General features: G+C 60.4%; 21 protein-coding genes. 10 read left to right on the top strand and 11 right to left on the bottom strand.

Annotation, left to right across the window (positions count from 1 at the left end; all coding sequences use genetic code 11):
• Positions 1-11: 11 nt before the first annotated feature.
• From ybaL to HQ945_RS10520, 3 genes are all read right to left on the bottom strand, one after another.
• Positions 12-1,769 carry a YbaL family putative K(+) efflux transporter gene (gene ybaL, locus HQ945_RS10530; RefSeq protein ID WP_113280309.1) on the bottom strand — a complete coding sequence of 586 codons (1,758 nt, stop codon included), beginning with the start codon at positions 1,767-1,769 and terminating at the stop codon, positions 12-14.
• A 185-nt stretch (positions 1,770-1,954) separates the two neighbouring features.
• Positions 1,955-4,483, bottom strand: coding sequence for a protein translocase subunit SecD (gene secD / locus HQ945_RS10525; protein ID WP_091945179.1), 2,529 nt, complete (start codon positions 4,481-4,483; stop codon positions 1,955-1,957).
• Positions 4,484-4,585: 102 nt separating this feature from the next.
• Positions 4,586-5,014, bottom strand: coding sequence for a hypothetical protein (locus HQ945_RS10520; RefSeq protein WP_113280310.1), 429 nt, complete (start codon positions 5,012-5,014; stop codon positions 4,586-4,588).
• A gap of 202 nt (positions 5,015-5,216) precedes the next feature.
• Here HQ945_RS10520 and HQ945_RS10515 point away from each other — a divergent pair, with 202 nt between their 5' ends.
• The 4 genes from HQ945_RS10515 to HQ945_RS10500 all read left to right on the top strand — a co-directional run bounded on the left by HQ945_RS10515 (position 5,217) and on the right by HQ945_RS10500 (position 9,792).
• Positions 5,217-5,927 carry a 2OG-Fe(II) oxygenase gene (locus HQ945_RS10515; RefSeq protein WP_113280311.1) on the top strand — a complete coding sequence of 237 codons (711 nt, stop codon included), beginning with the start codon at positions 5,217-5,219 and terminating at the stop codon, positions 5,925-5,927.
• 54 nt (positions 5,928-5,981) lie between these two features.
• Positions 5,982-7,211 carry a urate hydroxylase PuuD gene (locus tag HQ945_RS10510; RefSeq protein ID WP_174208071.1) on the top strand — a complete coding sequence of 410 codons (1,230 nt, stop codon included), beginning with the start codon at positions 5,982-5,984 and terminating at the stop codon, positions 7,209-7,211.
• Entirely contained in the window at positions 7,208-8,518 is a 1,311-nt protein-coding gene (gene guaD, locus HQ945_RS10505) for a guanine deaminase (RefSeq protein WP_113280313.1), read from the top strand. Before HQ945_RS10510 ends, guaD begins: the two co-directional genes overlap by 4 nt.
• Before the next feature lie 62 nt (positions 8,519-8,580).
• On the top strand, positions 8,581-9,792 hold the full coding sequence (locus tag HQ945_RS10500; protein WP_113280314.1) for an NAD(P)/FAD-dependent oxidoreductase: 1,212 nt from the start codon (positions 8,581-8,583) through the stop codon (positions 9,790-9,792).
• 3 nt (positions 9,793-9,795) lie between these two features.
• Here the strand turns inward: HQ945_RS10500 and HQ945_RS10495 are convergent, their stop codons facing one another.
• From HQ945_RS10495 to HQ945_RS10485, 3 genes are read right to left on the bottom strand one after another with little or no spacing between them, the layout of a single operon-like run.
• Complete coding sequence (locus HQ945_RS10495) at positions 9,796-10,383, bottom strand: sarcosine oxidase subunit gamma (protein ID WP_113280315.1); 588 nt, start codon at positions 10,381-10,383, stop codon at positions 9,796-9,798.
• Positions 10,376-13,363, bottom strand: coding sequence for a sarcosine oxidase subunit alpha family protein (locus HQ945_RS10490; RefSeq protein WP_174208070.1), 2,988 nt, complete (start codon positions 13,361-13,363; stop codon positions 10,376-10,378). Before HQ945_RS10490 ends, HQ945_RS10495 begins: the two co-directional genes overlap by 8 nt.
• The gene (locus HQ945_RS10485; protein ID WP_091946545.1) at positions 13,360-13,635 is read right to left on the bottom strand and encodes a sarcosine oxidase subunit delta; all 276 of its coding nucleotides are present in this window, start codon (positions 13,633-13,635) and stop codon (positions 13,360-13,362) included. The genes HQ945_RS10490 and HQ945_RS10485 overlap by 4 nt, the downstream gene beginning before the upstream one ends.
• On the opposite strand from HQ945_RS10485, the gene HQ945_RS10480 reads away from it, so the two are divergent.
• The 5 genes from HQ945_RS10480 (at position 13,628) to HQ945_RS10460 (ending at position 20,527) form a co-directional block, all read left to right on the top strand.
• Positions 13,628-13,960 (top strand): hypothetical protein, encoded by a 333-nt coding sequence (locus tag HQ945_RS10480; RefSeq protein ID WP_162737154.1) that lies wholly within the window; start codon positions 13,628-13,630, stop codon positions 13,958-13,960. The genes HQ945_RS10485 and HQ945_RS10480 overlap by 8 nt on opposite strands.
• A complete protein-coding gene (locus HQ945_RS10475; protein ID WP_425500639.1) occupies positions 13,957-16,407 on the top strand; it encodes a mechanosensitive ion channel domain-containing protein in 2,451 nt (816 codons plus the stop codon). The genes HQ945_RS10480 and HQ945_RS10475 overlap by 4 nt, the downstream gene beginning before the upstream one ends.
• A 119-nt stretch (positions 16,408-16,526) precedes the next feature.
• On the top strand, positions 16,527-16,790 hold the full coding sequence (locus HQ945_RS10470) for a hypothetical protein (protein WP_091922180.1): 264 nt from the start codon (positions 16,527-16,529) through the stop codon (positions 16,788-16,790).
• Positions 16,791-17,017: 227 nt separating this feature from the next.
• Positions 17,018-19,534, top strand: a complete 2,517-nt coding sequence (locus tag HQ945_RS10465) for a GcvT family protein (protein WP_174208069.1) — start codon at positions 17,018-17,020, stop codon at positions 19,532-19,534.
• A 141-nt stretch (positions 19,535-19,675) separates the two neighbouring features.
• Complete coding sequence (locus tag HQ945_RS10460) at positions 19,676-20,527, top strand: DUF1194 domain-containing protein (RefSeq protein WP_091922176.1); 852 nt, start codon at positions 19,676-19,678, stop codon at positions 20,525-20,527.
• A gap of 1 nt (position 20,528) precedes the next feature.
• Here the strand turns inward: HQ945_RS10460 and HQ945_RS10455 are convergent, their stop codons facing one another.
• Entirely contained in the window at positions 20,529-21,527 is a 999-nt protein-coding gene (locus HQ945_RS10455; RefSeq protein ID WP_113280319.1) for a GlxA family transcriptional regulator, read from the bottom strand.
• A gap of 221 nt (positions 21,528-21,748) precedes the next feature.
• The gene (locus HQ945_RS10450) at positions 21,749-22,006 is read right to left on the bottom strand and encodes a hypothetical protein (protein ID WP_113280320.1); all 258 of its coding nucleotides are present in this window, start codon (positions 22,004-22,006) and stop codon (positions 21,749-21,751) included.
• A 141-nt stretch (positions 22,007-22,147) separates the two neighbouring features.
• Between HQ945_RS10450 and HQ945_RS10445 the strand changes: the two genes are divergently transcribed.
• On the top strand, positions 22,148-23,050 hold the full coding sequence (locus tag HQ945_RS10445; protein WP_091922172.1) for a LysR family transcriptional regulator: 903 nt from the start codon (positions 22,148-22,150) through the stop codon (positions 23,048-23,050).
• Between the two features lie 10 nt (positions 23,051-23,060).
• Here the strand turns inward: HQ945_RS10445 and HQ945_RS10440 are convergent, their stop codons facing one another.
• From HQ945_RS10440 to HQ945_RS10430, 3 genes are all read right to left on the bottom strand, one after another.
• Positions 23,061-23,783, bottom strand: coding sequence for a copper homeostasis protein CutC (locus HQ945_RS10440; RefSeq protein WP_113280322.1), 723 nt, complete (start codon positions 23,781-23,783; stop codon positions 23,061-23,063).
• Entirely contained in the window at positions 23,780-24,694 is a 915-nt protein-coding gene (locus HQ945_RS10435) for an ROK family protein (RefSeq protein ID WP_113280323.1), read from the bottom strand. The genes HQ945_RS10440 and HQ945_RS10435 overlap by 4 nt, the downstream gene beginning before the upstream one ends.
• A 76-nt stretch (positions 24,695-24,770) precedes the next feature.
• Positions 24,771-26,798: an ASKHA domain-containing protein gene (locus HQ945_RS10430; RefSeq protein ID WP_113280346.1), complete on the bottom strand. Its 2,028-nt coding sequence runs from the start codon at positions 26,796-26,798 to the stop codon at positions 24,771-24,773.
• Between the last annotated feature and the right edge of the window lie 128 nt (positions 26,799-26,926).

Here is a 26,926-nt window from a genome sequence, read left to right as displayed (position 1 = left end):
TATTGTTGTCTTTATTCAGTCAATGGTGCGGGCAACGGCTCATCGAGACCGAGAATCTGGGAAACCAGACCGCGCGCGATCTCGCGTTCGCCCATGATCACCGTATCGGCGCCGAGGTCCTGCAAGTGCTGCACTTCGGCGTCCGAATGGGCGCGCGCCAGAATGTTGATCGTCGGGTTCGCAGCGCGTGCCTTGACGACGACCTGTCCGGCCTCGAAAGCATTTGGTATCGCCAGAATCAACTGCCGGGCTCCAACCAGATTGGCCGCCGCGAGTACGTCGCCATTGGCGGCGTTGCCGACGATGGTCTCGATATTGTCATCCCGCAACCTGGCGACGGTCTTGTCGGCATCTTCAATAACGAGGAACGGCTTGCCTCGTTCCTTGAGCGCCTCGCCAACGAGACTGCCCACCCGGCCGTAGCCGACGAGCACCGCATGATCCGTCAGCGTAGTGGGTTGCACTTCCTCCACGGCCTCTGCCTCGACAGCGGAAGGTTCGGCCGGATCCGCAACAGGCTCGGTTGCTGCCGCCCGCTTTTCCAGCCGGGGTTTGAGATATGTCACCGCGGCAAATACCAGCGGATTGACGAGGATCGACAGGATGGCGCCGCCAAGGATGAGGTCGCGTCCCTCCTGCGGCAGCATGCCAAGATCGACGCCAAGCTCGGCGAGAATGAAGGAGAATTCACCAATCTGCGCCAGACTTGCGGAAATAATGAGCGCCGTGCCGGACGGATAACCGAAGGCGCGCACGATGAAGAAAGCAGCGAGCGACTTGCCGATGACGATGATCGCCAGCGTTGCCAGTAGCGGCAGCGGATCCTGGACGATTGTCATCGGATCGAACAGCATGCCAACCGAAACGAAGAACAGTACCGCGAAAGCATCGCGCAGCGGCAGCGATTCTTCGGCAGCGCGGTGGCTGAGCTCGGATTCGCTCATGATCATGCCGGCAAAGAAGGCGCCAAGCGCCAGCGATACGCCGAAGAGCTTTGCCGCACCGAAGGCGACGCCAAGCGCGATGGCGAGTACGGCGAGGCGGAACAGTTCGCGGGAGCCCGTATGCGCAATGGCGTGCAGCGTCCAGGGAATGACGCGTCGGCCGACGATGAGCATGACGGCCACAAAGGCGGCTACCTTGCCGAGGGTCAAAAGGATGACGCCGAGGACGCCGAGGTTGAAATAGTTGACGATCGGATCGCTGAGCGCGCGCATGGCCTGCTCGCCGTCACCGCCGCTATTGAGCGCACCGGCAATTGCCGGTAGCAGGACGAGCGCGAGGACCATGGCAAGGTCTTCTACAATCAGCCAGCCGACGGCGATGCGGCCGCGCTCGGTCTCGATAAGGCGGCGCTCTTGCATGGCGCGAAGCAATACGACGGTACTTGCTACGGACAGGGCCAGACCGAAGACGAGGCCTGCCTGCAGACCCCAGCCAAGGATCCAGGCGAGACCGGCGCCGAGGATTGTAGCCGCGACGATCTGTACGACTGCGCCCGGAATAGCAATGGCGCGGACCGAGAGAAGGTCTTTCAGGGAAAAATGCAGGCCGACGCCGAACATCAGCAGGATGACGCCGATTTCGGCAAGTTCCGCCGCGAGCTTCTGGTCGGCGACGAAACCGGGGGTATGGGAGCCGGCGAGCACGCCGGCGAGGAGATATCCGACAAGGGGAGGAACTCGCAACCGATTGGCAATCGCACCAAAAATAAAGGCCAGAACCAGACCAATGACGATTGTCGCAATCAGCGGCGTTTCATGAGGCATATGTCGGCATCTCCTCCGTGGGATCGTTGAAAAATGAAATTTGATGAACCTGCAAACAGCGTCCTGTCGCAGCAGTATTGCGTACCGGGGAAGTCTTGCAAACCGCTTTCGTCAATTCTGCGGCACATGAAAGGCATTTTTTCCATGTGCCGCAAATATTTAGGCTTTGTGCTGGTCGCGCGGCATCAACTTTGCGCGACCGGCTTTTCACCGATGCGGTGCTGGTGGTTCTTCTCCCACCAGGTTCCGAGCAAGAGCAGGATGGGTGCTGCGATAAAGAGCGAGGAACTTGTCGCGATAATGACGCCGAAGAGCATCGGCAGCGCAAAGTTCTCGACCGCCTTGCCGCCCCAGATCGCCATGGGAAGCATGGCGAGGAAGACGGTCAACGAGGTGTAGATACAGCGCGCCAGCGTCTGGTTGATACTGAGGTCGATGATCTGGCGCAGCGGCATTTTCTTGTGGATGCGCAGGTTCTCGCGCATCCGGTCATAGACCACAACCTTGTCGTTGACCGAGTAGCCGATGATCGTCAGCAGTGCGGCGATGGCGGTCAGGTTGAAGTCGAGGCCCATCAGCGCAAAGAAGCCGACGGTCTTGGTGGTATCGAGAATGAGGGTTGCAATGGCGCCCAGCGCGAAGTGCCACTCGAACCGCCACCAGATGTAGAACAGCATGGCAAGGCTGGCGAGGACGACGGCAAGGATGCCGGACCGCGCAAGCTCGCCGCTGACCTTAGGCCCGACGACTTCCGAGCTTTCGAACTTGACGGCGGGGTCAAGCTTTTGCACGGCATCCTTGACCTTGGTGACAGCAACGGTCTGCGCCTCTTCGCCGCCTTCCTGACGCTGGACGCGGATGAGAACGCGATTGTCGCCGCCGCCCTGCTGCAGGGCGACTTCGCCAAGGCCGAGACCTTCGAGCGTCGAGCGCATGGTGGCCAGATCCGCCGGCTGCGATGTCGTCACATCCACCTGGATACCGCCCTTGAAGTCGATGCCGTAGTTGAGGCCCGGATGGATGAACAGGATCACCGATGCGATCGACAGGAAGATCGACACGCCGATACCGAAGAAGCGGGCATTCATGAACGAGATGTTCGTGTTCTCCGGAACGAGCTTGAACAGGTGCTCGATGCGGATCGTCTTCATCTTGCGGCGACGCACGATCGCCATCATGATGATGCGAACGACGGTCACGGCGGTGAACATCGAGACGAGAGCGCCGATGATCATGGTGATCGCGAAGCCGCGTACCGGGCCGGTGCCGAAAAGGAACAGCAGGAACGTCGCGATAAGGTGCGTGGCGTTGGCGTCGACAATGGTCGAATAGGCGAGCCTGAAACCACGATCGACCGCGGCCATCGCGCCGATACCCTTGCGCGCTTCTTCCCGGATACGTTCATTGATGAGAATATTCGCGTCGACCGCAAAGCCGATGCCGAGGATGATGGCGGCGATGCCCGGCAGTGTCAGCGTCGCTCCGAGCAAGCTCAATATGCCGAAGGTCAGGGCAACGTTGAGAGCAAGGGCAAGGTTCGCGATGAGACCCCAGCCGCTATAGAGGATGAAGATAAAGGCAACGACGAGGGCGAAGCCGATGAAACCGGTCAAAAGGCCCATCTTGATGACGTCACCGCCAAGATCAGGACCGACCGTCCGCTCTTCGATGACGGTAAGCGGAGCCGGCAGCGCGCCGGCGCGCAGCAGCGCGGCCGTCGTCACCGTATCCTGTACGGTGAAATTGCCGGTGATCTGGCCTGAGCCGCCGGTGATCGGCACCTGGATGACCGGTGCGGTCAAAACCTTGCCGTCGAGCACGATGGCGAACGGCCGTCCGACATTCTGGCTGGTGATGTCCGCGAACTGACGTGCGCCGACATTATCGAAGCGGAACGTGATGATCGGCTGGTTGGTCTGCTGGTCGAAGGCGGCGCGGGCGTCGGTCAACCGTTCGCCGCTGATCGCAACGCGATCCTCGACCGGGAATGTGACGCCGGGAGTCTTGGCGTCGGGAAGGATCGAGACGCCGGGAGGCGGGTTGGTGCCGGCATCATGGTCGGCGACCATATGGAACGTCATTTTGGCCGTGCTGCCGAGCAGGGCACGCAGCTGGCTCGGATCCTGGAGGCCGGGCAGCTGGACCACGATACGGTCGGAACCGACACGCTGGATCGATGGTTCGGCGACACCGACCTGGTCGACGCGGCGGCGGACGATTTCAAGACTCTGCTGCAAGGCATTGTCGAGCTTGTCCTTCATGCCGGCCTCGGTGAGCGTCAGGCGGATCTGATTGTCGGTCGAGGTGATGTCGATATCGCTGACAGGGGCGGCGAAACCGACTTGGGCAACCTGCGAGGACAATTCGCGCAAGGCAGCAACCGCGGCATCGCGCTGCGACGGATCGGAAAGCGTCACGATAACGGAATCGCCGGCAACACGCACCGACTGCGGCTGGATCTTCGCCGTGCGCAGATGGCCGCGCGCGTCATCGAGAATCGAGCGGATACGGTCCTTCTTCAGGGCCGCGGCATCAACTTCGAGAACGAGATAGGAACCGCCGCGCAGGTCGAGGCCGAGCGCAACCTGCTTCTTGGGGAACCAGCCCGGCATCGCATCAAGCTGTGCCTTGGTGAAAAGATTGGGTAGCGCGAGCGTAATACCCGCCAGAATGATGAAAATATAGGTCCAGAGGACCCACCTCGAAGTACGCATGGTCGTTTTCCGTTATGAGATGGGGGCGCTGCCGGGAACTGCTTACGCGTCTGCCTGGCGAGCGCCGAAGTTGTTCGTCATTTCCTGCCGGAAATGGTGATATCAGCCAAGGGCGCGCGGCGGCGCGCGGGCGCTGAATAGCGGATCGTGGCCGAGAAGCAATGTGGCGCTCGGCGCAAAAATCCGGAAACCCGTCTGGTCGGCGAGCGTAAGCCGCGATCCATCCGGAAGCAACGCATCCTGGGGACCACTGTCGGCGCCGAGCCCGCTCTTGATTTTCAGATGCAGCGCTTCGAGTGCGATGACGCGCATGGGCCGCTCGACCGGAGTCGAGTGGTTGTCGGTTTCGTGGGCGACACGTGTTTCGTGCGACTTGGCCGCGCCGATCGCCCGTTCAGCCAGATTGCGGTCCGGCCCCGACATATAAGAAGCGCCAAGGGCCGCGCCGATCGTGGAGACAAGCCAGAAAACAGAGATCAGGAGCGGAGCAGCGCTGCGCTTTCCTGTCCTGCTATTTCCATGCTTGTCCATGCCGCTACCCAATATCAATCTCCCGCGGCGCAAAGCGCCTCGTTGGTTCCTGTATTATGAAGTCTTGTCGGCTGAGTCACTTAAAATCGACGTGTTTGGCCGGCTCGGCCAAGAAAAAAGCACTGCCGCGCAGGAAACGGGTGGAACCCAGTCAAGGTAAGCGCACTCTAAGCCCGACAGAAAATTGCATGGAGGCCATGACATGACTGACAGCGTTACGCCACTTGCCACCACACGGTGGAACGACATTGCGACAAGTCTCGACAATATCGGCTATGCGATCTTGAAAGAGGTGCTGTCGCGACAGGCGTGCGAACAGCTGGCAGCGGGTTATGGGGACGACGACCAGTTCCGCAAGCGGATCGTCATGGCCAAACATGGCTTCGGGCGCGGCGAATACAAATATTTCAGCTATCCGCTGCCGCCGCTGGTGAACGATCTTCGCCAATCGCTTTACGGGCCGCTGGCCGGGATCGCCAATCGTTTGAATGAATTGATGAGCATCGATGTGCGCTATCCGGACGAGCACGCCGCGTTCATAGAACGCTGCCATGCAGCCGGCCAGAACCGGCCGACGCCGCTTCTGCTCGAATACAAGGAAGGCGACTACAATTGCCTGCACCAGGATATCTATGGCGAGCATGTTTTCCCGCTCCAGGCCGCCTTTCTCCTGTCGCGTCCGGGCGAGGATTTCAGCGGCGGCGAATTCGTTCTGACCGAGCAGCGGCCCCGCATGCAGTCACGCGTCGAAGTTGTGCCGCTCAGGCAAGGCGATGCCGTGATCTTTCCGGTAAGCAATCGTCCGGTCAAGGGTTCGCGAGGTTATTACCGGGTCAATATGCGCCACGGTGTCAGCCGCCTGCGCAGCGGCAAGCGTCACACGCTCGGCATTATCTTTCACGATTCGAAATAGTTGCATCGACCCGCGAACGACCGCATTGTAGCGCGGCAATCTCGTGGGGCGTCGATGGATTATCTCATTTTCTGGGAATGGCTGAGCTTCGCCGCACGCTGGCTGCATGTCATCACCGCAATCGCCTGGATCGGATCGTCCTTCTATTTCATCGCGCTCGATCTCGGCCTGCGCCGCCACGCCGCTCTGCCTGCAGGCGTCAACGGCGAGGAGTGGCAGGTGCACGGCGGCGGCTTCTACCACATTCAGAAATATATGGTGGCGCCGGCGCACATGCCCGAGCACCTTATCTGGTTCAAGTGGGAATCCTATGCGACCTGGCTCTCCGGCTTTGCGCTGCTTTGCATCGTCTACTATGCCGGCGCCGACCTTTATCTCATCGACCGCAACGTGCTCGATGTCTCGACGTGGGTCGCGATCCTCATTTCACTCGCCTCGATCTCGATCGGCTGGCTGATCTACGACCTCCTCTGCAAATCACCGCTCGCGGCGAACGACACGGCGCTTATGCTCATCCTCTATGGTGTCATCGTCTTCATGGCCTGGGGCTACACGCATCTCTTCACGGGCCGCGCCGCCTTCCTGCATCTCGGTGCATTCACGGCGACCATCATGTCGGCGAATGTGTTTCTGCTGATAATCCCCAACCAGAAGAAGGTCGTCGCCGACCTCATCGCCGGAAAATCGCCCGATCCCAAGCTCGGCAAGCAGGCAAAACAACGCTCGACACATAATAACTACCTGACTTTACCCGTCATTTTCCTGATGTTGTCTAACCACTATCCGCTGGCAACGTCCACGGCGTTCAACTGGATCATCGCGTCGCTCGTGTTCATCATCGGCGTTCTGATCCGCCACTATTTCAATTCGCGCCACGCCGGAACGGGCAATCCGCACTGGACCTGGCTTGCGAGCGCCATACTGTTCATTGTCATCATCTGGCTCTCGACAGTCCCCAGGATTTTGACCGGGGAAGCAAAGGTTTCGCGGGCAGCCGAACCATTCCTGACCGGGGCACATTTCGAACAGGTGCGCGACACGGTGTTGGGCCGCTGCTCGATGTGCCATTCCGCCGAGCCGTCGTGGGAGGGTATCATGCTGCCGCCGAAGGGCGTCAGGCTCGACACGGATGGCCTTATCGCCGCGCATGCCAGCGAGATCTATATCCAGGCCGGCGCCAGTCATGCGATGCCGCCGGGCAATGTCACGCAGGTGACCGACGCCGAACGCGCCTTGCTCGTCGCCTGGTATCGCAGCGCGACCGCTGGAAAGCCGGTGCAATGACCGAAGTTCTGCTACGCGGCCGCCTTTTGACCTTCCATGATGAGCCGATGGGAGGCGAGGCGAGCGCCGACGCCTTCACCTACATCGAGGATGGCGGCCTCTTGCTGCGTGACGGCATGATTGCAGCAATGGACGAGTTTTCGGCGCTGCGGGCGGGCGAGGGCCGTAACCTCGAGGTCATCGATCATCGCCCGCACCTGATTATGCCTGGGTTCATCGACACCCATATCCATTTTCCGCAGATGCAGGTGGTCGGCTCCTATGCGGGTGCGTTGCTCGAGTGGCTCAACAAGTACACCTTCGTCGAGGAACAGAAATTCTCGAACCAGGGCCACCCGGAACGCATCGCCTCGGCATTTTTCGATGAACTGATCCGCCACGGAACCACGACCGCGGCCGCCTATTGTTCGGTGCACAAGGCATCGGTCCAGGCCTTTTTCGCCGAATCGCACCGGCGCAATACGCGGATGGTGGCGGGCAAGGTGATGATGGACCGCAATGCGCCGCCGGGTCTCCTTGATACGGCTCAGTCGGGCTATGACGATAGCGCGGCGCTCATCGCCGAATGGCATGGCAAGGGCCGGCAGCACTACGCCATCACGCCACGCTTTGCGCCGACATCGACGCCGGAGCAACTGGAGATGAGCGGCGCGCTTGCCAGCGAACATCCGGATCTGCACATTCAGACGCATCTATGCGAAAATACTGCCGAAATCGCCTTCGTCGCCGAACTCTTCCCGTGGAGCCGCGACTATACGCACGTCTACGAACACTATGGGCTGCTGGGGCCGAAAACGCTTCTTGGGCATTGCATTCACCTGACGGACGCCGAAATCCGCGCCATTGCGGAGAGCCGTTCCGTTGCGGTTTTCTGCCCAACGTCAAATCTCTTCATCGGCAGCGGTTTGTTCGATCTTGCCCGGCTGCGCGCTTCGGAGCCCTCCGTCCGCAACGCCATTGCGACGGATATCGGCGGCGGGACATCCTACTCCATGCTGCGCACGCTCGATGAAGGCTACAAGATCCTCAATATTCAGGGGCAGCGTTACCATCCGCTGCGCTCCTTCTATCAAGCGACGCTTGGCAATGCCCGGGCGCTGTCGCTGGAAGATCTCATCGGTTCGCTAAAAGTGGGGGCAGAGGCGGATTGCATCGTTCTCGATGCGGGCGCCACGCCGGCCATGCGGCTTCGCATGGAAACGGTCGAGACGCTGGTCGAGGAACTCTTCCTTCTCCAGACCATGGGCGATGACCGGTCCATCGTCGAGGTCTATGTCGCGGGCCGACCGGCCAAATCGACGCTGTAGGGAACCGCAACAGCATTCGCACCGTTTGGCAGCAGTCACTTCCTCGCACCTGCGAAAGCCTTATGATCACACAACATCGCGATTTGCGAACCGGCCAGCCGATCTGGCTCGCCCGACGGGCACCCCGTATCGAAACGCAACTTCTGGTCGAAGATATCCGAACGGATGTTGCGATCATCGGGGCGGGCATCAGCGGCGCGCTGATGGCCGAAAGCCTTACGGAGGCTGGTTTCAGTGTCTGCGTCTTCGACAGGCGCAAACCGGTTACGGGGTCCACGCCGGCGAGCACGGCCCTTTTGCAATTTGAAGTTGACACGCCTCTGCATCAACTCGCGCGCAAGATCGGTATCAATGATGCCGAGCGTGCGTGGCGCCGATCGAAGCTTGCCGTCGATGCCCTGCGCGAGCGGACGCGGCGACTGCAGATCAATTGCGAAATGGAAAATCGCGATTCGCTTTATCTCGCAGGCGATCTCCTCGACAAGAACGGTCTGGAAAAGGAGCTTGCCGCGCGACGCCGCGCCGGTTTTGAAACGCAGTTGCTTGGCCGCGAAGAACTGAAGACGGTGTTCTATATCAACCGCGAAGCGGCATTGATGAGCTTCGACAATATAGAGGCAAATCCGCGCAAGCTTGCAGCAGGCTATTTGAAAACGGCGATAGGGCGCGGCGCGAAGGTCTTCGCGCCCGCCGACATCGTGGCTGTCGAACCGGCCGACCGCGGGGTTCGGGCCATGACTGCGACCGGACAGACGATCCGTTGCAAGCACCTGATCTTCGCGACCGGGTACGAAATACCAAAGCAGGTGCCGCAAAAGGGGCATTCGATCATCTCGACCTGGGCCGTTGCGACGGTTCCGCAAAAGCAGACGCCGTGGCCGCAACGCTGCCTGATCTGGGAAGCCTCCGACCCTTACCTCTATATGCGCACGACGGCGGACGGGCGCATTATCGTCGGCGGCGAGGATGAGGAGTTCGAGGACGAGGACAAACGCGACGGCAAGCTGCCGGCGAAAACGAAAGCTATCCTTGCCAAGCTCAAGAAGTTGTTCCCCGACGTTAGCGCCGAGGCAGACTATGCATGGACCGGAAGCTTTGGTGCGAGCGAGACGGGTCTGCCATCAATCGGGCCGGTACCCGGCATGAACCGCTGTTATGCCGTTCTCGGCTATGGCGGCAACGGAATTACGTTCTCGATGGTCGCCGCGCAGATCATTCGCGGACAGATCACCGGCACTGGTGATCCTGACGCGGATGTGTTCGCCTTCAAATAGCGATCATTCGACCTTGTACCCAACTTCTTCTGCCGCATGGCCGAGCGTTTTCCAGAACGACCGCGCAAAGGTGCGGAAGACATAAAGGTCGAAGGTCTCGTCGTCGATATGCTGGATATTGGCGTGGATGTCGTGATGCAGGGTCGCCCGCCCATAGGCGATAGGAAAGGCGTGCTCCGAAAAATCGATGGCGAAGAGCTTGGACAGCACCCATTCGGCATCAGGGCCACTGACCCGGATAACCGTCCGCCCGTGCGTGAGGTCGATGATCGTCGCAAGGTCGGCGGAAATGACGGACCGCAGGCGCAGCTCAAGTTCGGGCGTTGCGGCGACGACAAAATAGCGTCCGGGCGCAAAGCCGAACACTGACTTCTCACCGGCAACGCGGCCGAGCCCCGGCTTGTTCTGCAAGACGAGCCCCGTCGCGCTGCCTATGGCGGTCAGCACTTCTGGAATGGTGTCGCTCCAGGCGGTGATCTGGATAATCGAAAGTCCGATCCGCTCGCGGATCGTCACGCCGACCCCGCCGGCGGCATTGCCATGATCGCCCGTCACGTAGGCAGAGCCGATTGGCGATTGAAGCTCAGCCATGCATGCGGCTCCCTTCTGGATCATACATATGGTGGCTGACGATCTCGACCGGGCAGTGCCTGCCGCGCAAAAGGTCGGTGGCGAAGGCGCGGTTGCCGATCATCGACGTTCCGTGCTTGACCAGCGCCAGCGCGATATATTTGCCGAGCGCCGGCGAATAGCAGGCAGCGGTGACATGGCCAAAGCTGTCGGCGGGCTCGCGCGGCCTTGCATCGGTGACGATGTGGCTGCCGCCGGTAATCGCCTGATTGTCGAGCGAGACGAGGCCGACGAGCGAAAGCCGGTTCTCGTCCTTGAGCCCCTCGCGGCCAAGCATGGCGGAGCCGATGAATGGCTTTTTCTTCGACAGCATCCAGTCGAGGTGAAGATCATGGGCGCTGGCGCGTCCGTCGATCTCGGCGCCGGTCACGTGTCCCTTCTCGATGCGCAGCGTTCCAAGCGCCTCAAGGCCGTAGGGCATGACGTCGAACGGTTTACCGGCCGTGAGCAGGGCTTCCCAGACCCTCGTCCCGTAGCCCGAACCGCAATAGACTTCATAGGCGAGTTCGCCCGAGAACGAGAGGCGGCAGACCATGACTGGTACGCCCTCGATCTTGCTATGGACGATGCCCATGAACGGCAGAGTGTCATTGTCGACCTTTGTGCCGGTAACGCAGGCTTCCAGCAGCGCGCGTGCCTTTGGTCCGGCAACGGCCGTACCCGCCCATACGTCGGTGACCGAGGTCAGATGGACGCGCAGTTCCGGCCAGATGCAGTCGAGGTAATATTCCAGATGCTGCATCACCGGGCCGGCATTCGCGGTCGTGGTCGTCATCAGGAACTGCGTCTCGCCGAGGCGCCAGGTGGTGCCGTCATCGAAGGCAAGCCCGTCCTCGCGCAACATCAGGCCGTAGCGCGCCTTGCCGACCGGCAGGGTCGAGAACATGTTGGTGTAGACGCGGTCGAGAAGCTCCGCCGCATCCGGTCCTTGAATATCTATCTTGCCAAGTGTCGAAACATCGACAATGCCGACGCTCTGGCGCACGGCGCGCGCCTCGCGCACATAGGCCTGCTCGACCGTTTCGCCATGGCTGCCGTAGATCATCGGACGGTGCCAAAGACCGGCCTCGTACATCTTGGCGCCGTTGGCGAGGTGCCAGTCATGCATCGGGGTCAGCCGATGCGGACGCAGGTCGCCGTAGCGTTCGCCGGCGAGAGCGCCAAACGACACAGGCGTGAATGGTGGGCGGAAGCGCGTCGTGCCAGCTTCGGGTATCGAGATGCCGCGGGCATCCGCCATGATCGCGAGGCCGGGGACATTCGAAGTTTTGCCCTGATCCGTCGCCATGCCGAGGGTCGTATAGCGCTTGAGATGCTCGACAGAATGGAAGCCTTCCCGATAGGCGAGGCGAACATCGTCGGCGGTCACATCATGCTGGAAGTCGACGAATGCCTTTTGCGATTTTGCCGAAGGCTCGATCTGGAACACAGGCGCAGGCGAGGCGTCGAGCATGGGCGCTTCGACCGGCGGCAAGATCAGCCGGCTCTTGGCCGAACCCTTGGTCGCCGCATCGGAGAGCACGCTGATCGTATCCATGTAACCGGCGGCAGCACCCGTCACCACCCAGTTCTGGTTCGGTTCGGGCGGCAGGAATGCCTGCAGGTCCTCGTCCCATTCCGGCTTGCCGCCGGCCTGGCTCGCAAGGTGAATGGCCGGTGACCAGCCGCCGGAAACGCCAAGACAGTCGGTGCGGATTTCGCGGGGCGCACCTGAGACCCGGCATGTTTCGGCATTGAAATGCTGGACCGTGATCGAACTCAACGTCTTGCCGGCGTGGGTTCCAGTCACGGCATGGCCGGTCAGAAGCTCGGCGTTTGCCGCAGTGGCGATATCGCGGCAGGCACCCGACACATCGGCGCGAACATCGACGATGGCGACGATGTTGACGCCCGCAAGGGAAAGCGCCCGCGCGGCTTCGTAGGCGCTGTCATTGTTGGTGAAGAGCGTGACGTTGCTGCCGGCGGCGACACCATATTCCAAAGCAAAGCGGCGCACTGCGTCGGCGAGCATGACGCCTGGACAGTCATTGCCTGGAAAGACCATGGGCCGCTCGAAGGCGCCGGTTGCAAGAATGGTCTTGCCGGTACGAATGATCCAGTGGCGCTGGCGGGGCTGTCCCTTGGTGCGGTTGGGCTTGAAGTCGGAGACGTGTTCGATGGCAGTCAGCACATTGCCGTCGTAATAGCCCCAAACCGACGTCCGGGTCAGAAAGCGTACATTCGGCATGGCTGCCAGAGCCGCCGCCTTTTCACGTGCCCAAACCGACGGGTCGCGGCCGTCGATCGTCTCGGCCGAGGCGAGCAGCGAACCTCCCGGAAGCGGCCTTTCTTCGGCAATGATAACGCGCGCGCCAGTGCCGGCCGCTGCTTCCGCCGCAATGAGGCCAGCAGGACCACTGCCGACGACGAGCACGTCGCACCAGGCGTTCATGCGTTCGTAGCGATCCGGATCGGGCGCGGTGCCGGCCTTGCCGAGGCCGGCTGCGCGGCGAATGAATTTTTCGCAGAACATCCAGAACCGCGTGCCACGCAGCGGGCCGATGGCCGGGCCCATGAACGTTTTGTAGTAAAATCCGGCGGAAAACAGCGGTCCGGCCAGCTGGTTGATGGCCATGAAATCATGGTCGAGCGAGGGAAAGCGGTTCTGGCTTTGGGTTACCAGCCCGTCATGGATCTCAAGCTCGGTTGCGCGCACGTTCGGTTCGCGGACGTCGCCGGAAAGCACGGTGACAAGCGCATTCGGCTCGTCGCTTCCCGCGGCAAACACGCCCCGCGGCCGGTGATACTTGAACGACCGGCCAAAAAGGGTGATGCCGCTCGCAAGCAGCGCCGAAGCGAGCGTGTCGCCGGGATGACCGCTGTAAGCCTTGCCGTCGAAGGTGAAGCGAACCGATTTCGAGCGCTCGACGCGCCCACCCCTGGGAAGCCTTGAACTCGTCATGCCTGTCCACCGCTCGCAATGTCGCGCGCAAAAGCCACGGATGAAATGGCATGGGTGGTCATATCGCGAGTGACGACCAGATGCTGCCGGCAGCCGCCGCTGTGCAGCCAGAACTCACGGTGCAATCCCGATGGATTGCTGCGGTCGTAGACATAGGCGTTCCAGACGTCCGGATCGTTGGACAAGGGCTCCGGGCGCTTTCGCGTCGCATCGCCCTGATAGGTAAATTCGATGACGTCGCGCGGTCCGCAATAGGGGCATTTGATGATCATGATCTCATTGTCTCGAAGGCGAATCGTTTGGACGTTGATGGCGGCGTTGGTATCGGGAAGCCCAATCCAGCAGAAACTCAAGGGACGGGTCAAGACGAGCCCGGTTGTATTCGGGCAAAATGCACGATCGAATTGTGATCCGGCTCTTCATGGTATTCCCCAGATTATGCTACTGTCCGAAGCAAAGCTCGATCACCACGATTGCGGCGGGCACTGTCGCTGCGCCGACCATCCAGGCAATGAAATCAACAACAGCCTTGATTGTGCCGAGATCCGTATGCTTATGCGCAACGAAGACAGTTCACAGGTGGATATGAAATCGTGATTTTCCGCATGATCCGGCAGTTCGTATCGATGATTGTCGCGGTAATGCTTCTGGCAGCCGTGGTTCCATATGCAAGCGCGCAGCAAGCGCCGGACGCCGTACCGGACGTCGAGTCGGCAGTTGTCGCCGAACAGCGCCCTGCGATCGATGCCGTGAAGAAGCAAATCTCGAACTACGACCAGCAGAAGCTGAAGGCCGATACGGACGCCACGCTCGCCGACCTTCGCCTCAACCTTGAAGGCACATCGAAGAAACTCCTCGACATCGGCGTGTCGTTTCGCCCGCGCATCACCGAAATCAACGCTCGTCTCGATCAGCTCGGACCTCCTCCGCCGCAGGGCCAACCGCCTGAGGCCCAGATCGTCACCGACGAGCGTATACGGCTGACGACGGAGAAGGCGGAAATCAATGCGGTTCTCGGCGAGACCGAGGATCTCCTGATCCAGGTCAACCGGATGATCGATGCCATTGGCGAGGCGCGGCGCGAGCTCTTCACCAACACTTTGTCGCAGCGGGTCGATATCAACTATTCGCTCGGCAGCGAGATCGTCACCGCCTATGGCCAGGAACTTCAGACGATGAACCGGCTCGTCTCGTCCTGGTGGAGGTTTGTTGTCACTTTCAAATGGCAATCGATGCTGGCTGCCACCTTCTTTGCCGGTATTGCCGCATTGGTACTGCTGATCGGCGGCCGGCGTACGATCGGCCACCTCTATTTCCGCGACCCGGGCATCGAGGCGCCGTCCTATCTCAGCCGCCTCGCGGTGGCATTCTGGTCGACGCTGATGCGCTCGCTCACCGTGATCGTGTTCCTGGCGACGACTTACCTTTTCCTGGGCTATTTCAATGTGATGCGGCCGGACATTGCGTCGCTGATCTACATGCTCTTCTGCGTGATCGGCATCGTCTTCTTTGTGCATGCGCTGGCGCAGGCGGTAATCTGTCCCGGGGCGCCGAACTGGCGGCTGGTGCGGGTCGCACCGCGGCCCGGCCGTATTCTCATGGTGCTGATCACGGCGACGGCGACGATCACCGGACTTGATTACATTGCCGATACGATCAACCAGATCGCCGCATCGGCGCTGTCGCTGACTGTTGCCAAGAGCCTCTTCGCCACAGTCCTTGTCGGCCTGCTGATCATTGCAATGGCCTTCCTGAAGCCGCTCGAGGACGCCGAGAGCGGGGCGACCAAACCTTGGCCGCGCGCCATGCGGATATTCCTTTTTACGATTGGCCTCGTTCCTATCATCGCGGCGTTCTTCGGCTATATCGGGCTTGCCCGCTTCGTTTCGCAGCAGATCATCATCAACGGCGCCGTGCTGGTGACGATGTATCTCGGCTTCCTGACGGCGCGGGCGGTGTCGGACGAAAATGCGCTGGCCGGCACCAAGCTCGGCCAGGCAATACAGAAGCGGTTCGGGCTTGACGAGACGACGATGGACCAGCTCGGTCTCGTTGCCAGCATCGTCATCAACGTCTTTGTCGTCATCCTCGGCATCCCGGTCATCTTGCTGCTCTGGGGCTTCCAGTGGAGCGAGATGTCGGCATGGTTCCTGACGATCGCCACCGGCTTCCAGATTGGCTCGTTCAACATTTCGCTGATCGCGATCGCCACCGGCGTCCTTCTGTTCGCGCTGTTCTATTTCTTCACACGCTGGTTCCAGGGCTGGCTCGACACGCGCGTCATGGCGCGTGGCAAGCTCGATTCAGGCGTGCGCAACTCGATCAGAACCGCAGTCGGTTATCTCGGCCTGGGCGTTGCTGCCGTCATCGGCGTCTCCGCGGCGGGCATAAACCTCTCCAGCCTTGCGCTCGTTGCCGGTGGTCTCTCGCTCGGCATCGGTTTCGGCATGCAGGCAATCGTATCGAACTTCGTCTCGGGCCTCATTCTTCTCGCCGAACGGCCGTTCAAGGTCGGCGACTGGATCGAGACCGGCGGCGTCGGCGGCATCGTCAAGAAGATCAGCGTGCGCGCAACGGAGGTCGAAACCTTCCAGCGCCAGTCGCTCATCATTCCGAACTCGTCGTTCATAAATGGTAGCGTCGGCAATTGGACGCATCGCAACAAGCTTGGGCGCGTTGATATTGCCATCGGCGTTTCTCACAAGGTCGATCCTCGTCGCGTTCATGACCTGTTGATGGAGATCGCCCGCAGCCATCCTCTGGTGCTCAAGAACCCGGAACCCTTCGTGGCGTTCTCGGCAATTCTCGATTCGACCATGCAATTCGAAGTAAGGGTTCACCTTGCCGATCTGTCCAATTCCGGCTCGGTTCAAAATGATGTCCGATTTGCCATCATCGATCGCTTCTCAGAAGAAGGAATTGAAATTCCCTATCCGCAGCGCGACGTGAACCTGCATTTGGAGGATGCGGATTCGATCGTCGAACTCCTGACCAAACGCGTGCGCGACGAACTTGCGGCAGATGGCAAGAAGTTCAAACAATAGTCGCGTGCGCCCGGGGTCCAGTGTTCAGTTGCCGTTCACGTTGATGCCGTTATAAATGTGGGTGACAAAGGGCCTGGCGGGGCCCTGCAACAGGGGCGGTGGCTGCCACCGGGTATGGAATGAAGAAGTTTGTGATTGCCGTTGCGGCGAGTGCGATTTCGATCGGATCAGCTTATGCGGCGAGCGTAAAGAACAATGACACGAATGCGCAGACGCTTGTCGTGACCGAAGGTTCGACCAAGACCCAGTTGCAGGTTGGCGCCGGTGAGACTGTGGAGTTCTGCAGCGGCGGTTGCTTCGTCACCTTTCCGAACGGCGACCGCGAGGCACTGACTGGTGGCGAGACCGTCGAAATGACCGGCGGCAAGATCTCGATCAAATAGCCTGACGAAAAGCTTGAAGGAACGGTGGCTGGCTGGATTGATTTTCAGCCGGCCATTGGTTTTTCAGCGACCGGATGACCTAGCAAGTCCTTGACTGTTTGCCACGCGTCGCGGCGTGTTTTCGCCATGTCGCAAACAGGCCTTAGCGATGGACATGCTGGGCGGCATAGTGCAAAAAACCGGCGCAAGCTTTTCGCCCATCGATCGATATCAAAGGATAAAGTGCAATGAAGACTGAGGCGCGTGTTGTCGTTATCGGCGGTGGTGTGGTGGGCGTCTCGACGCTCTATCACCTTGCCAAGAAAGGCTGGAGCGACGTTGTCCTGATCGAGCGCAAGGAACTCACCTCGGGCTCAACCTGGCATGCGGCCGGATTGCTGCCGCTGTTCAACATGAGCTACTCGGTCGGCCAGATCCATAAGTACTCGGTCAAATTCTATCAGGAATTGCAGAAGGAAACCGGCATGAATGTCGGCTTCACCAACTGCTCCAATATTCGTCTCGCCCGCACCAAGGACCGCTGGGACGAGTACATGTATTATGCAGGCGTCGCCGAGACGATCGGCGTCCCGGTCAAGGTTCTGACGCCGCAGCAGGTCAAGGAAATTTGGCCGCTCGCCGAAATCGACGGCATTCTCGGCGCGATCCAGCATCCGGACGATGGCTACATCCAGCCGGCGGACCTTACGCAGGCGCTGGCCAAGGGCGCGCGCGATCGTGGCGCAACCATCTATCGCTACACGACCGTGCTCGGCATCGAGCAACTGCCCTCCGGCCAGTGGCTGGTGAAGACGGACAAGGGTGACATCACCGCCGAACACGTCGTATCGGCAACCGGCAACTTCGCCCGCAAGACCGGCAAGATGGTCGGGCTCGATGTTCCGGTCATTCCGGTGGAACACCAGTACATCGTCACCGAGCCGCATCCGGCGATCCTGGAGCGCAAGGCCAAGGGCCTGCCGGAAATGGGCGTGCTGCGCGAGAGCGATTCGTCCTGGTATATGCGCGAGGAAAATGGCGGCCTGCTGCTCGGACCTTACGAGAAAGGCGCGCCGGTCTGTTATGTCGATGGTCCGTCGGACGAGAGCGAGTACGAACTCTTCCAAGAGGATCTCGACCGGCTCGAACCGCACATCGAAACCGCGATTGCTCGCGTTCCTGCCTTTGCCGAGGTCGGCATCAAAAAGGTCTATAACGGCGCGATCGCCTATACGCCTGACGGCTCCCCGATCATTGGACCTGCGCCGCGCCTGAAGAATTTCTGGCTCAACGAAGGTCACTCCTTCGGCGTGACAGCCGCAGGCGGCGCCGGCTGGCAGTTGGCCGAATGGATCGTCGAGGGCGAACCCTCAATCGACATGATGGGCGTCGATCCGCGCCGCTTCGGTCCCTATGCGACCGAAGGCTATCTCAAGGAGAAGAACGAGGAAGCCTATGCCGAGGTCTTTTCGGTGCACTACCCGGACGAAGAACGCGGTGCTGCGCGGCCGCTCAAGCGTTCGCCGTCCTACGACCGCCAGAAGAAGCTCGGCGCCGTATTCGGAACCGTCTATGGCTGGGAACGGGCCAACTGGTTTGCGCCTGAGGGTTATGGGCTCGACGTCGCCAAGCTTGAAAAGCCCGATGTTCTCATGAACCAGAACCATCCGAAGCCGGATGCCGAAGGCAAGGTGAAGGAACTCTGGTCGTTCCGCCGCTCCAACTATTTCGAGCATGTCGGCAACGAGATCAAGAATGTCACCAACAATGTCGGCCTGCTCGACATGTCGGCCTTCGCCAAGATGGAAGTTACCGGACCCGGTGCGCGCGCCTGGCTCGACTCAATCCTTGCCAATCGCATCCCCAAGAAGCAGGGCCGAATTGCCCTTTGCCATCTTCTGACAACGCGCGGCGGCGTGCGTTCAGAGTTCACCGTTTATGAATGGGCGCCCGGCAAGTTCTACCTTGTCTCGGCCGGCGCCTATGAAAACCACGACCACGATTATCTGCACAAGCTGCTGCCCGACGATGGCTCGGTGACGCTGCGCCCGATTACCCAGATGTACGGGGTCCTCGTGCTTGCGGGTCCGAAGAGCCGGCAGGTTCTGGAAAAGCTCACCCGCGCCGATCTTTCCAACGAAGCTTTCCCCTGGCTTTCGGGCAAGGAGATCAGCGTCGGAACGGCAACAGCACATGCGCTGCGCGTCAACTTCGTTGGCGAGCTTGGCTGGGAACTGCACCATCCGATCGAGCAACAGAATACGCTCTACGATCTCCTGCTCGAGGCCGGTGCCGAATTCGGTATCAAGCCGTTCGGCATCCGCGCGATGACGGCTATGGCCGTCGAGAAGTCGTACCGTCTGATCCCGCGCGAATTGTCGATCGAATACAATGCCTTCGAAAGCGGTCTTGATCGTTTCGTGCACCCGAACAAGGACGAGTTCATTGGCCGCGACGCGGTGGTGAAGGCTCGCGAAGTCGGCTTGAAATGGAATTTTGTCACGCTTGAAGTGCATGTGCCGGGCGTCTCTGACGTTGATGCCCGCGGCAGCGAACCGATCTATGTGAAAGGCGAACTCGTCGGCCGCGCCACCCATGGCGGCTATGGCTGGCGCCTCGGCAAGAGCATTGCGCTTGCCATGGTCAAGCCGGAATATTCGGCGCTTGGCACACAGCTCGAGATCAAGATCCTCGACAAGATGCACAAGGTCACCGTCATTCCAGAATCGCCGTTCGACACCGAGAACGAACGGCTAAAGGCGTAGCGTCTTCGCAATAGCCAAACTGAAATGCTGGACGGCGCCGTGGAGGCGCCGTTTCTGCGTTTGAACCTGTGGTTGTTCAACAGAATGTGAACGCACTGGAAGTTGCTTTGCGTTGCAACGTTTTGCGCTACACTTTGCTTCATGTCATCGCGAAGGAAAGCTCTCTGCAGTTTTCTGTCACTGGCGGCACTGATCGCCAGCTTTGAAACGCGCGCGCTTGCCGCCGATCTCGATGTGGACGTCGAACTTGTTCTTGCCGTCGATGCTTCGCGCTCAATGGAGCCTTTCGAGCAGAAGATTCAGCGCGAGGGCTATATCGCTGCGTTTCGGCGCAAGGAAGTTATTGATGCCATTCGCGAAGGGGTGAACGGACGCGTCGCGATCACCTATGTCGAATGGGCCGGCTCGACCGTCCAGCGGATCATCATTCCCTGGACACTGGTCGACAGTGCGGAAGCATCGCAGAAACTGGCGGATGCGCTGGATCAGCCGATACCTTCGACCCAAAGCCGCACATCGATTTCCGGCGCCATCGATTTCGGCAGTTCGCTGTTCGACAATAACGGCTTCAAGGGCATGCGCAAGGTCATCGATATTTCCGGCGACGGCGCCAACAATAATGGCCGTCCGGTAGCCGATGCACGCAATGAGGCGGTGGCCAAGGGCATCGTCGTCAATGGGTTGCCGCTGATGACGCGGGGCGATTTCTATTCAGACTGGGCCGTTGCCGATCTCGATATCTATTACAGCAACTGCGTGATCGGCGGTCCCGGCGCCTTCATGATCCCCGTCAATTCATGGGATCAGTTCCCGGAGGCGGTCCGGCGCAAGCTGGTGCTGGAACTCGCTGGCAAGACGCCGGCAGTTCAGAAGGCCGATTGGCGGGATGCGGGGAAACTGCCCGTCATACTCGCTGAGGACAAGCCCATGTATGATTGCCTTTCCGGCGAGCGCATATGGCAGCGTCGCATGCAGGATTGGGAATCCCGGTAAATCAGGCGGCCATCAATTGCTTGCGGTCCGCGCGCTCCTGTTGCGGCGAGCGGCCGTAGAGTTCGCGGTAGCATTTGGAGAAATGCGAAGCGGAGACGAAACCGCAGGCAACGGCGACCTCGACAATTGGCATTGACGACTGGATCAGCAGGTGGCGCGCGCGGTCGAGGCGGATTTCAAGATAGTAGCGGGCAGGGGATCGACCCATTTCCTGGCGGAAGAGGCGCTCGATCTGCCGGCGCGACAGGCCGACATGATCGGCGATCTCGATCAGCGACAGGGGTTCGGAGAGGCGCGCTTCCATGAGTTCAATAATCGTCAGCACTTTTGAGTTCTGAACGCCGAGGCGCGCCCGCAGCGGCAGGCGCTGGCGGTCGTGCGGGCTGCGAACACGGTCGGTGAGGGCCTGCTCGCAGACGCGGTTGACGATATTGTCGCCGAAATCATCACCGATGAGCTTGAGCATCATGTCGAGCGCCGCGGTGCCGCCGGCGCAGGTATAGATGTTGCCGTCAACCTCAAAGAGATCGGCGTAGACATCTGCCTTGGGGAATGCTTCGGCAAAGCCCGGGAGGTTTTCCCAGTGGATGGCGCAGCGCTTGCCCGAAAGCAGACCGGCCGCCGCCAGGATGTGTGCGCCGGTGCAAAGCCCGCCTACCGCGACGCCGCGGTTGAACTCTTCGCGGAGCCACGCGAACACGGATTTGTTCTGGAATTTCTCGACGTGGACGCCCGAGCAGACAAAGACCATGGACGGTCGATCTCCGCCGGTGAGGTAGCGACGTTCGTCTTCCAGGGAGGCGGATGCGGCGCATTCGACGCCGTTCGATGCCGTCACCGGCTTTCCATCCACGGAAGCAAGGCGCCAGCGATAGGCTTCGTATCCAAGCATTCTATTGGCAATGCGCAGCGGCTCGATCGCTGTCGCAAATGCGATCATCGAAAAGTTCGGTACGAGGAAAAATACGAAAGACCGCTTGGTCAGACCAACATGATCCATTTGATTCTGTGTTCCCGCTATTGGCTTCAAGGCCATGTCGCAACTGAAGCAGTGGCTTCAGATTACTGCTGTGGTCTTTTGAGCTTTTTTGCAGATAGAAACATAGAATTATTCTAAATGGAAGGGTCTTGCCCTGTGTCGCAAAAGCGCAGGGATCACATATGATAAAAGGGAGCGGATACGCCGTTATCCGCTCCCCTTACAAGGCTAGTCTCATAATCTTAGCGCCGGGTAGGCTTGATTTCGTTGTAGTCCCTGATCTGTCGTTCATAGAGGTCCGGCCAGCCAATGTCGCAACGGATGCTATCGGGGAGCGAATCAAGCGCCAATTCCGTTTCGCGCAGCCGGCGACGGCGAGCAATGAGCTGGCGAGCACAGTTCATGCCTTCAGCCCAGCGGTGCAACTGATCGGTTGCAAATGAGGCGAGACGCTCGGCCACGCTTGCATTGCGATGATAGAGTTCGTCACAGGTAGACATTGTCTTCTCCTCTCTAGGGATACGGTGGCAATTTCAACGCCGTCCGTTTCTATGATCTTGACTATCTGCCCAAGTTGATGTTCAATCAAACGAAATTACGGAACACTATGCTTAAGAAAAATTGATGGAGGATTTGGCGATATGTCAGCACCAATGCATCATCCCATCCCGATCCTGGATCTCGACGTCTTGCGCACGTTCGCGATGATTGCGGAGACGGGTAGTTTTTCGAGTGCGGCGAATGCGGTGTTCCGCACGCCCTCAGCCGTTTCGATGCAGATCAAGAAGCTTGAGGAAACGCTTGGTCACGTATTGCTCGAACGCGATGCGCGTTCAGTAAAATTGACGCCGAGCGGCGAGGTCCTGCTCGGCTATGCGCGGCGTATGCTGGCGCTCAATCGCGAGACGGTGGCAAAGTTCATTGCGCCCACCGTGTCGGGCGTGGTGCGCCTCGGCGCGCCAGACGATATCGGCGAGCGGGTTCTTCCCTTCGTGTTGAAGCGATTCGCCGAAACCCATCCCGATGTCACGGTGGATGTTGTCATCGATCAGAGCAACGGTCTGCGCAAGCGGCTCGATGAGCAGCGCCTCGACGTAACGTTGGTCAATGTCAACGAAACGCTGGCCAAGGTCGATGAGATCGAAATCCTCATGACCGAGGAGATCATCTGGGCCGGTGCCAAGTGCGGCACCGCGCATGAGCGTAATCCGTTGCCGCTTTCCATGTGGGAAGAGGGGTGCATATGGCGCGCCAATGCGATCAGCGCGCTCGAAAGCGCGGGCCGCGACTATCGTGTGGCCTATATGAGTGCGCACACGATGGGCCAGCGCGCCGCCATTCTCGCCGATCTCGCCGTTGCCCCGTTCTCGAAGTTCCTGTTGGACGATAATATGGTGCAACTCGGATCCGAGCATGGCCTGCCGCGGCTCGGCGAATCGAAGCTTGGAATGCTGGTCGCCAAGAATGCGGGCGCCCATGTGAAGGCGGTCGCCCAGCATCTCAGGGTTTATTTCGAAGGGTACGAGCGGACCGGCAGGCTCTGAGTCAAGGCTTTTACGCCCGCAGGCAGAATTCCTTCAAGGCGCGCACGCGCTCGACGCTCGTCATTTTCTGCGTCGGCGTCTCGAAACCGAGGCGCCGCGCCCCTTCGCTCAATGGCGGCGCATCGACAGACCCGGACGAGTGAATCTCAGTGAACGGTATACGCTTGAGCAACGTCTCGACATTGCCGATGTTGACACCCGAGCCGGGCATGACCTTGATCCGGCCGTCGGCGCGAGCAAACGTTCGTTCCAGATCGTCGATGCCCTCAATCCCGGTCAGGGCGCGGCCGGACGTCAATATGCGCTCGAAGCCGAGTTCAATCACTGTTTCCACCGCTTCATCGAGATCGGGGACAAGGTCGAAGGCGCGGTGCAAGGTGACGCCGAACCCATCGCATTGCCGGATCAGCCGTTCGAGCGTCGTATGGTCCAGTGTCCCATCCGCATGGTTGGCGCCGAAGACGACGCCGGCGAGACCGGCGCTGCGCATGGCATCGATCTCGCGCAACATGGCGTCGATGTCGGCTTCCCCATAGACAAAGTGCCCGGGCCGCGGGCGGATCATCGCATAGATCGGTATCGGTGCAACCGCGGCCTGTCCGATCAGCCCGGGGGTTGGCGTAAGGCCGCCGACTTCGAGCGCCGAACAAAGTTCGATACGGTCTGCGCCTCCAGCGATAGCCGCCGCAAGTCCCTCGGGGCTGTCGACGCATATTTCGAGAAGAACACTCATTTGGCAGCTTCCATCAATCCCAGGACCCCAGCACCGATCAGGCCGGGCTCAATTTTCAATTCGCCCGGGATTACCAGCGGCTTGTCAGTCTTCCGCAGGATTCGCGCGCGCACCGCTTCATCGAGCCGGCGGATCAGGTTTACCGAATTGGCAAGTCCGCCGCCGACCGGGACGATCGAAGCGCCGACGACATTGAGGGTCATCGCCAGAGGACCGCTGACGATATCGATATAGCAATCGATTGTGCGCTCCGCTGCCGCGTCGCCCCTATCCCAGGCCGCGATGATATCGGTGCTCGGCAGGTTCACGCCATGAAGATGCGCATGGAGCTTTTCCATGCCCCGCGCCGCGCCGATGGCATCGACGCAGCCGATCTGGCCGCAGCCGCAGGGAAAACGCGGTATGGCGACCGGCGGATTGCCGGCGAGGGTCGCCGCGACGGGGCCATGGCCCCATTCCCCGGCAAAACCGCCCGCGCCCTCATGGATCTTGCCGTCGATGACGATGCCGCCGCCGACGCCGGTGCCGAGGATGATGCCGAAGACGACGCGGTGACCGCGCCCGGCGCCGACGACAGCCTCCGACAGCGCGAAACAGTCGGCATCATTGGCAATGAGCACGCGCCGCTGCAGTTTCTCGCTCAGGTCGGCTTCGAGCCTGCGCTGGTGAACGCAAGGAATATTAGCGCAGGTGATCCTGCCCGTATCCGCATCGACCACCCCGGCAATGGAAATGGCGATGAGGCTTTGCGGATCCGCGCCGCCATCCGCGGCAATCTTTTGGATTACGCCCGCAAACGCGTCGAAATCATGGAGCGGCGTCGCCACCTTGGGCACCGGTCTTATATCCTCGGGCGAATAGGCGATCGCACCCTTGATCGCAGATCCGCCAATATCGAAGCAGGCTATCATGGAAAATCGTATCCGGAATCAAACATCATTGATGCTTGATAGCGGAAAACCGCGACAAGGACAAAGCGGCCGAAGCCTATTCGCGGTTGCGCCTTGCCGCGCGATCCTCGCGCGAGCGGCGGCGCGGCGTGGCATCTCCGGCAACCCCGTCCTCGCTGACATTCTTGCGCGCGGGCAAGGTCACGGCGTGGGAGAGTTTCGGGAAGGGATCAATCTTGTTCGGCATCGCCATGGCGTGGACGAAATGCTCCTGGAACTTCGGCTCGAGGGCGGTCTCGATCTTTTCGATCCGAGTCACTGTATCCTCGATCTCGCGCCGATAATTGCGGTTGAGGAGCGCCATGCGCGCGCCGGTGCCTGCGGCATTGCCGACCGCCTTGACCTTGTCGAGATCGCAATCGGGGATAAGGCCGAGCACCATTGCATATTTCGGATCGATGAACGAGCCGAAGGCGCCGGCAAAGCTGATCTGGTCGACATGGTCGATGCCAAGCTTGTCCATCAGGAGCTTGACGCCGGCATAGAGCGCGGCCTTGGCAAGCTGGATGGCGCGCACATCGTTCTGCGTGATCGTAATCGTCGGCGAGCCTTCGTGCAGGAGATATGAGAATGTCCGGCCATTGGCCCTGACACGCGGCGAACGGGCGGCGAGGCTGCCGTCAACGACGCCATCCTCGGAAATGATGCCCGAGAGGTACATTTCGGCAATGACCTCAATGATTGCCGAGCCGCAAATTCCGGTAATGCCGCTTGTCTGAACCGCTTCGTCGAAGCCCGGTTCGTCGGACCATTGTTCGGTGCCGATGACGCGGAAGCGCGGCTCGAGTGTCAACGGATCGATGCGCACGCGTTCGATAGCGCCCGGGGCTGCACGCTGGCCACCGGAAATTTCCGCGCCTTCGAAGGCCGGCCCGGTGGGCGAAGAGGCCGCGACCGTGCGATGCTTGTTGCCGAGCACGATTTCGGCGTTGGTGCCGACATCGACGAGCAGCATCATTTCGTCCTGGCGGTGCGGACCTTCAGCAAGCGTTGCGGCCGCAGCGTCGGCGCCGACATGGCCGGCAATGCAAGGCAGCATATAGACGCGGGTTCCGGCATTCATCGGCAGGCCGATATCCGACGCCTTCAGATGCACGGCGCCGGATACGGCGAGCGCGAACGGCGCGCCGCCAAGTTCCGTCGGGTCGATCCCGAGAAAGAGGTGGTGCATGATCGGATTTCCGACGAACACCGCATCGAGAATATCCTCGCGCGCGACCTCGCCTTCGGCGCAAACCTTGTCGATCAGCCCGTTGATCGCCTCGCGCACGGCCGCAGTCATCGCTTCACGTCCGTCGGGGTTCATCATGACGTAGGATACGCGGCTCATCAGATCTTCGCCGAATCTGATCTGCGGATTGGACGCGCCTGCCGAAGCAATGGTGCGCACCGAAAGCAGCGACGAAAGATGCATGGCGATCGTCGTCGAGCCGATATCGCAGGCGATGCCGTAGGCCTCGTTCTTGAGACCCGGCCAGAGGCCGACCATGGCGGGACGCGAGTTTTCCTCGTCGTGGTAGATGGCGGCAGTGACGCCCCAATTGCCCTTGCGCAGGATCTTCTGCACGTTCGGCAGGATGTGCGTATCCACCTGAAGGTTGCGAATGCCCCATTCCTTTTCCAGCGCAGCCTTCAGGCGATCGAGATCGCCGAGCGGCTTGTGCATGTCCGGCTCTTCGACCTCGACATAGCACATGTGGATCGCAGGGTTGCGCTCGATGATGCGCGTATCGGCGGCCTTGCGCACGACCTGCGCATTGACCTGCACGTCCTGGGGAACATCGACGACGAGATCGCCGAGGATCGTGGCGGAGCAGGAAAGGCGGCGGCCTTCCTTGAGGTCGCGCTTTTCGGCATAGCGCTGCTCCTTGGGGCCGAATTCCGAGATGTGGTCATTGGATGACGTAATGCCATGCTTGGCGAAACGGCCTTCCTGAACTTCGACCTGGCAACGTCCGCAAATGCCACGGCCGCCGCAGACGCTCTCGACATACACGCCGAGGGTGCGGGCCGCTTCGAGTATTGGCGTTCCAACGGCAAATCGTCCGCGCTTTCCCGACGGCATAAAGAGAACCAGCGCTTCCTTTGCCGATGTCTCAGGTGCTTTGACGGGTGCGTTCAAGATCGATGCTCCAAAACTTGCGGGGCGAGGGGCAGCATTTGCCACCCACCGCCTTGTTAGACCGGGCTGTC

This window comes from Phyllobacterium pellucidum (genome assembly GCF_013327855.1).
GTDB lineage: Bacteria > Pseudomonadota > Alphaproteobacteria > Rhizobiales > Rhizobiaceae > Phyllobacterium > Phyllobacterium pellucidum.
The sequence above is the reverse complement of the archived record's forward strand: the minus strand, read 5'-3'. Positions and strand labels throughout refer to the sequence as shown.